6 protein-coding genes and 1 pseudogene are annotated in these 7,247 nt (G+C 66.1%); 2 read left to right on the top strand and 5 right to left on the bottom strand.

Features of this window, described 5'->3' with window-relative positions; all coding sequences use genetic code 11:
• Positions 1–56: 56 nt before the first annotated feature.
• Entirely contained in the window at positions 57–839 is a 783-nt protein-coding gene (locus tag VKZ87_RS05525) for a 3-hydroxybutyrate dehydrogenase (RefSeq protein ID WP_324220255.1), read from the bottom strand.
• Between the two features lie 156 nt (positions 840–995).
• Between VKZ87_RS05525 and VKZ87_RS05530 the strand changes: the two genes are divergently transcribed.
• Positions 996–1,628 carry an ATP-dependent Clp protease proteolytic subunit gene (locus VKZ87_RS05530; RefSeq protein ID WP_324220256.1) on the top strand — a complete coding sequence of 211 codons (633 nt, stop codon included), beginning with the start codon at positions 996–998 and terminating at the stop codon, positions 1,626–1,628.
• 68 nt (positions 1,629–1,696) lie between these two features.
• On the opposite strand, the gene VKZ87_RS05535 is transcribed toward VKZ87_RS05530, so the two are convergent.
• From VKZ87_RS05535 to hflK, 3 genes are read right to left on the bottom strand one after another with little or no spacing between them, the layout of a single operon-like run.
• Positions 1,697–3,187 carry a DegQ family serine endoprotease gene (locus VKZ87_RS05535; RefSeq protein ID WP_324220257.1) on the bottom strand — a complete coding sequence of 497 codons (1,491 nt, stop codon included), beginning with the start codon at positions 3,185–3,187 and terminating at the stop codon, positions 1,697–1,699.
• Positions 3,188–3,233: 46 nt separating this feature from the next.
• Positions 3,234–4,127 carry a protease modulator HflC gene (hflC, locus tag VKZ87_RS05540; protein ID WP_324220258.1) on the bottom strand — a complete coding sequence of 298 codons (894 nt, stop codon included), beginning with the start codon at positions 4,125–4,127 and terminating at the stop codon, positions 3,234–3,236.
• Between the two features lie 12 nt (positions 4,128–4,139).
• Complete coding sequence (gene hflK / locus VKZ87_RS05545; RefSeq protein WP_324220259.1) at positions 4,140–5,123, bottom strand: FtsH protease activity modulator HflK; 984 nt, start codon at positions 5,121–5,123, stop codon at positions 4,140–4,142.
• Between the two features lie 419 nt (positions 5,124–5,542).
• Here hflK and apbC point away from each other — a divergent pair, with 419 nt between their 5' ends.
• The gene (apbC, locus tag VKZ87_RS05550; protein ID WP_324220260.1) at positions 5,543–6,700 is read left to right on the top strand and encodes an iron-sulfur cluster carrier protein ApbC; all 1,158 of its coding nucleotides are present in this window, start codon (positions 5,543–5,545) and stop codon (positions 6,698–6,700) included.
• Positions 6,701–6,704: 4 nt separating this feature from the next.
• Here the strand turns inward: apbC and VKZ87_RS05555 are convergent.
• Positions 6,705–7,247 (bottom strand): annotated as a pseudogene (locus VKZ87_RS05555) (sulfoxide reductase heme-binding subunit YedZ); the annotation flags it as partial.

Consider the following 7,247-nt stretch of genomic DNA (forward strand, 5'->3'; position numbering starts at 1 on the left):
TCTGTCCCGCAGTTTCCCTGTCATGGCCTGGACAGGCCATGACAAGCCCGACGTGATTACCGCGCCGTCCAGCCGCCATCGATCGCGATGGCCGTGCCGGTGATCGATTTCGCCATGTCGCCGCAGAGATAGAGCGCCAGTGCGGCGACCTCCTCGATCTCGATGAAGCGCTTGTTCGGCTGCGCGGCCAGGATTACCTCGCGGATCACCTTGTCGCGCGGCATGTTGTGCACCTTGGCCTGGTCCTCGATCTGGCCCTCCACCAGCGGTGTGCGGACATAGCCGGGGCAGATCGCGTTCACGGTGATGTTGTTTTCGGCCACTTCCAGCGCGACCGACTTGGTGAAGCCGATCTGGCCGTGCTTGGCGGAGACATAGGCCGACTTGAAGGGCGAGGCGACCAGGCCATGGGCGGAAACGATATTGACCACGCGTCCCCAGTTGCGCGCCTTCATGCCGGGCAGCACCGCCTTGGTGGCGTGGAAGGTGGAGTTCAGGATGATGTTCTGGATCGCCGACCATTTCGCCTCGGGAAACTCGTCGACCGCCGAGACGAACTGGATGCCGGCATTGTTGACCAGGATGTCGACGCCACCAAAGGCGTCCTCGGCCTTTTTGACATGGGCGGCCACGGCGGCGCCATCGGCCATGTCGGCATTGTCATAGACCGCCCTGACGCCGAAATCGGCCGCCAGCGCGGCCCGCGTCTTCTCGATCTCGGCGGCATCCCCGAAGCCGCTCAGCATGACGTTCACGCCCTGGCCGGCAAGTGCGCGGGCGATGCCGAGCCCGATGCCGCTGGTGGAGCCGGTGACAATGGCGGACTTGCCTTTCAGCATGGGCGACCTCATCTCAGGAAGGGTGCTAAATCGGCCGGGAGCCTAGCCCAAGCCATTCCGCCCGACCAGAGCCGGGATGCCGCCCGGCGGCCTGAGCCTTGCACCGCCCTGCCCTGCATGGGATACAAAATCAGCCTGTTTCAAGGAGCTTTCCCGATGCTGAACCCGAGCGACCTCCGTGCCACGATGCGCCTGGACGAGGACGACAAGCCCGACGCCAATGAAGGCGAGAAGGTCCGCGAGAAATCGCCCGGCATCGAGGAACGGCTGTTCAAGGGCCGCACCATCCTGATCTACGGCGGCATCGACCAGAAGGTGGCCAAGGACGTCTCGGCCCGCCTGCTCGCCCTTCAGTATGCCGGCGACGACCCGATCACCATCTACATCAACAGCCAGGGCGGCCATGTCGAGTCGGGCGACACGATCTACGACATGATCAAGTACGTGAAGCCGGAAGTCCGCGTCGTCGGCACCGGCTGGGTCGCTTCGGCGGGCGCGCTGATCTACGTGGCGGCGAAGAAGGAGAACCGCTTCGCGCTGCCCAACACCCGCTTCCTGCTGCACCAGCCGGCCGGCGGCGCCATGGGCCCGGCCTCGGACGTGGCGATCCAGGCCAAGGAGATCATCCGCATGCGCCGGCGCCTCAACGAGATCTTCGCCCGTGAGACCGGCCAGCCGATCGAGAAGATCGAGAAGGATACCGACCGCGACTTCTGGATCAGCGCCGAAGACGCCGTGACCTACGGTCTGGTTGGCCGGATCGTGAAAAACGTGACCGAGATCGGCTGATCCCGCCCGTTACCGGGAATCAAAAAGGCCGGCTGTTCAGCCGGCCTTTTTCATATCTGCCATTCGGCTCAGGAGCGCAGGGGCACCGGTACGAAGCGCGGCTCGCCGGCGCGCTGGATCTGCAGCAGCGCCACCTTCCGCTTGGCGTCCTTCAGTGCCTTCAGCATCTCGGTGATGTCGTCGGGATTGCGCACCTCCGACTGCGCCACCTCGATGATCACGTCGCCGACGCGAACGTCGCGTTTCGCCGCCGGACCATCGGGCTCGACATCGGTCACCACCACGCCCCTGACGTCTTCCTTGATGTCATGCTTCTGGCGCAGCTCCTTGGTCAGCGGCGCGACCCGCAGTCCCAGTTCGGCCAGCTCGGTCTCGTTCCGGCTTGCCTTGGGGCGGTCGGCGGAACCAGGTTTGCCGCCATTCTCGGCCCGGGCCGAAGCCAGTGCGGTTTCCAGCTCGCCGAGGGTCGCCTTCACCGTGCGCTTCTTGCCCTTGCGCATGATCTCGATATTCACCGTGCGGCCGACCGGGGTTTCGGCCACGCTGCGGGTCAGGGCGTTGGTGCTGGCAATCGGCTTGCCGTCCAGCGACACGATCACGTCGCCGGATTCGATGCCGGCCTTCTCGGCCGGACCGCCCGGAACCACCTTGGCGACCAGGGCGCCGCGGGCGGCATCCAGGCCCAGCGCCTCGACCATTTCCTCGGTGACCGACTGGATCTGCACGCCCAGCCAGCCGCGCTTGGTACGGCCGAATTCGATCAGCTGCTGCACCACCGGGCGGGCCAGGTTGGCCGGCACGGCAAAGCCGATGCCGATCGAGCCGCCGGTCTGCGAGAAGATCGCGGTGTTAATGCCGATGACCTCGCCGGCCTTGTTGAACAGCGGGCCGCCGGAATTGCCCTTGTTGATCGAGGCGTCGGTCTGCAGGAAATCGTCATAGCGGCCGGCATTGATGTCGCGGCCGCGCGCCGAGATGATGCCGGCGGTCACCGTACCGCCGAGGCCGAAGGGATTGCCGATCGCCAGCGTCCACTCGCCGACCCGCAGCTTGTCGGAATCGCCCCATTCGACCGCGGTGAGCGGCTTCTTCGGCTCGACCTTGAGCACGGCGATGTCGACCTCCGGGTCGCGGCCGACGATCCTGGCATCCAGCTCGGTCTTGTCGTGCAGGATCACCTTCACCTGGTCGGCTTCGGCGATGACGTGGTTGTTGGTCACGACATAGCCGCGCGCATCGACGATGAAGCCCGAGCCGAGCGAGGAAACCTGCCGCGGCCGGCTGCCCTCGCCGCGCTGCTGCCGGTCGAAAAACTCCTTGAAGAAGTCCTCGAACGGCGAGCCCGGCGGAAACTGCGGCATTCCCTCCGGCAGGCCGCGGTTCTGGATGCTCTGGGTGGTGGAGATGTTCACCACCGCCGGCAGCAGCCGTTCCGCCAGATCGGCGAAATCGCCTTCGGGCGGCCTGGCCTGCGCCGCGGCGCCGAGCAGCACGACGAACAGCATGCCGGCCGTGGCGGCACAGGCACGGATCAGACGCCGATGCAGGATCGCATTCATGGTCCCAACCTCCAGGCTGCCGACAGGGCAGCCTCAACAACTACCGCTACTGGCGCGCGTTCCGTGGCGCGGTTCCGCCCGGCACATTCTCGAAATACCGGAAGAATTCGGAATCCGGCGACAGGATCATGGTCGTGTCGCTCTGCTGCAGCGCCTTGGAGTAGGCCTGCAGCGACCGGTAGAAGGCATAGAATTCCGGGTCCCGGTTGGCGGCATTGGCGAAAATCCGGGTCCGTTCGGCATCACCCTCACCGCGCAGGATCTCCGCTCGGCGGCGGGCCTCGGCCAGCAGCACGGTGCGCTGGCGGTCGGCCTCGGCACGGATCTTCTCGGCCAGCTCGGCGCCGGTCGCGCGCTGCTCGTTGGCCTCGCGCTGACGCTCGGTCTGCATACGGCGGAAAATCGCCTGGCTGATCGCATCCGGGAAGTCGGCACGCTTCACGCGCACGTCGACGATCTCGATGCCCAGCCGCTGGGCGTTGTCCTGCAGGGCGGCGAAGACCTGCTGCATGGCCGAGGGCCGGTCGCCCGAGATGATCGAGACCGCGTCCAGCTTGCCGAAGGCGCCGCGCAGGGCGTTGGCGACCGACGGCGCGAGGCGGCCACGCAGGCCATGCTCGTTACGGACGGTCTGGTAGAACAGCAGCGGATTGGTGATGCGGTAGCGGACGAAGCTGTCCACCACCAGGCGACGCTGGTCGGTGGTCAGCACCTCTTCCGACTGGGCGTCGAGGCCGAGGATCCGCTTGTCGAAATAGATCACGTCCTGGATCAGCGGGATCTTGAAGTTCAGACCCGGCTCCATGATGACCCGCTGCGGATCGCCGAACTGCACGACCAGCGCCTGCTGCGCCTGATGCACGGTGAACAGCGAGCCCTTGAGGACGAAACCGCCGATGACGACGAGGACGGCAATGATGGTGAGGAGAGAACGGTTCATGGCGGGCCCTCCTCAGCGCTGCGGCTGCTGTTGCTGCGACGAATTCTGTCGCTGCTTCTGCAGTTCGGGTAACGGGAGATAGGGCACCACGCCGCTGCCGGCCTGGCTGTCGATCACGACCTTGTTGGTCCCGCGCAGGATCTGCTCCATGGTTTCGAGATAGAGGCGTTTGCTGGTCACGTCCTTGGCCTGCCGCCATTCGTCGTAGACCTGGATGAAGCGGCTCGCCTCACCCTGGGCATTGGCGACGGTCTCCTGCTTGTAGGCTTCGGCCTGCTGCACGATGCGCTGCGCTTCACCGCGGGCGCGCGGGATGATGTCGTTACGGTAGCCTTCCGCCTCGTTCTGCGCGCGCTCGCGGTCGGCCTGGGCCGCCTGCACGTCACGGAAGGCGTCGATCACCGAAGCCGGCGGCTCGGTGCGCTGTAATGCGACCTGCGTGATCAGCACGCCGGCATTGTAGCTGTCGAGAATCTGCTGGATCAGCTGGCGGGTATCGTCGGCCACCTTGGTGCGGCCGTCGGTGAGGATGAACTGAATGTTGTTCTTGCCGACGACCTCACGGATGGCGCTTTCCGCCACCTGCTTGATGGTCTGCGAGGGATTGACGACATTGAACAGATACTGGCCGGCATCGCGCACCTGCCACAGTACGGTGAAGTCGATGTCGACGATGTTCTCGTCGCCTGTCAGCATCAGGCTTTCTTCCGGCACGTCGCGCTGCTGGCCGGTGCGGCCGGCGGTATCACCCAGCGTACGGAAACCGATTTCCTCGCGGTTGATGCTTGTGACCCTCGGCGTCAGGACGGTGTCGATCGGCCAGGGCAGCCGGTAGCGCAGGCCCGGCTCGGTAACGGCATGCACCTTGCCGAAGCGCAGCACTACGCCCTGTTCATCGGTGTCGACACGGTAGAAGCCGGTGCCCAGCCAGATCGCCACTGCGACAAGCACCAGCAGGCCGAGGCCGCGGCCGGAGACGTTTCCACCCGGCAGCATGTTGCGGAAGCGGTCCTGGCCGCGCCGCAGAATTTCTTCGAGATTTGGCGGAGTGGGTCCCCCGCCGAAGCCGCCACCCGAACCACCCGGGCCGCCGCCTTTGCCCCCCCAAGGACCGCGACCACCGCCGCCGCCTTGCCATCCCCCACCTTGATTGCTCCAGGGCATCCTAAAGTCCTTTTTTGCCGAGGATTATGGCTGTTTGCCCCGGATGCCTGCGATCCGGGCTATTCTGCCGCACGCCTCTCCTGTGAAACGCCTGTCCGGTAACGAACGCCTGCCCGGTCAAGAACAGGGGCGAATTGCCCGGCCCGGCCCCCTGCGATATATCCGCAACAGGATTATCGAACAGTTGGTGCGAGCCGCGCGCCGCCCGGCGTGATGCCGACAATATTGGAACAATTGCAGGGAATTCAAGCATGACCGGGGTAACGGAAGCGCAGATCCTCGAGGCGCTGCGGCAAGTCGTAGATGCCGATCATGGCAGGAATGTGGTCGACGCCGGCATGGTGTCGGGACTCGTCATCAAGGGCGGCAATGTCGGATTCGCGATCGAGGTCGACCCGAAACAGGGTGCCGCCAAGGAGCCCCTCCGCAAGGCCTGCGAGGAAGCCGTCACCCGCCTACCCGGCGTGACCTCGGCCACCGTGGTGCTGACGGCCGAAACCCAGGGCAAGGCGGCACCGCCGGCGACGGATCGCGGCCATGCCCATGCCGGGCGAGCGGCACATCCGGGCGCCCGGCGCGGCGGCGACGGGCCGGTCGGCGAGCGGCCGGCCATCCCAGGCATCAAGGCGATCATCGCCGTCGCTTCGGGCAAGGGCGGGGTCGGAAAATCCACCACCGCGGTGAATCTCGCGCTGGCACTGGCGCAGACAGGACGCAGGATCGGCCTGCTGGACGCCGACATCTACGGCCCCTCGCTGCCGCGCATGATGGGAATCACCGGCAAGCCCCATTCGCCCGACGGCAAACGGCTGCACCCGCTGCAGGGCTGGGGCATTCCCTGCATGTCCATGGGCTTCCTGGTGCCGGAAGACACGCCGATGATCTGGCGCGGGCCGATGGTGATGAGCGCGCTGGAACAGATGCTGCGCGACGTGAACTGGGGCGAGCTCGACATTCTGGTCGTCGACATGCCGCCCGGCACTGGCGATGCGCAGCTCACCATGGCGCAGCGCGTGCCGCTGGCCGGCGCCGTGATCGTCTCCACCCCGCAGGACATCGCGCTGCTGGATGCCCGCAAGGGACTAAACATGTTCCGCCGCGTCGACGTGCCCGTTCTCGGTATCGTGGAGAACATGAGCTACTTCTGCTGCCCCAATTGCGGCCACCGCAGCGAGATCTTCGCCCATGGCGGCGCCCGCAAGACCGCCGCCGAACTGGGCTGCGATTTCCTCGGCGAGCTGCCGCTGAACATCGCGATCCGCGAAACCTCCGATGGCGGAACGCCGATCGTGGCCTCGCAGCCCGACAGCGAGGAAGCGAAGGCCTATCGCGCCATCGCGGCGAAGGTGGCCGAAAAGGTCGATCGCGAGGCCGCGGCGAACCGTGGGCCGAAGATCGTCTTCCAGTAAACTTTCACCCCGCCATCGCGAGGCGCCGCCCCGGCTGCCGCAGCCAGGCCAGCACCGCGATGGCCAGGCCGGTGCCGAATACCCACCAGGATGGCGAGATCCGGAAGGCGAATTGCAGATTCGCCTCCAGCACGCGATCCACCGGGATCTGCGTGAAGCCGGCATACCAGCCGGCCTCGATGACCACCGTCGCGAGACCCGCAAACACCGCGAGCGCCACCGCCTGCCAGGGCCGTTCCATGCGGTCGAGCGCATAGGCGACCCGGTAGCCGAGCAGCCAGGCCAGCAGGCCGAAATGCAGCAGCGGCGTGGTCATGTCGCGCTTGCTCTGCAGCAGGTAGTGAATCAGGGCCAGCACGGCGAGGCCGTAGACGATCCGGTGCAGCATCTGCCAGCGCTTGCCGCCCAGCCGCCGCAGCGCGCCGTCCGTCGAGGTCAGGCCCAGCAGGGTCAGGCCGAACAGGGCGGAAAAGCCGATGACCAGGTAGGTGCGGCTGACGATCTCGGTCGCGACCTTCAACAGCAGGAAACCCTGATCGCCGGCATA

This window comes from Ferrovibrio sp., assembly GCF_035304305.1.
Lineage (GTDB): Bacteria > Pseudomonadota > Alphaproteobacteria > Ferrovibrionales > Ferrovibrionaceae > Ferrovibrio.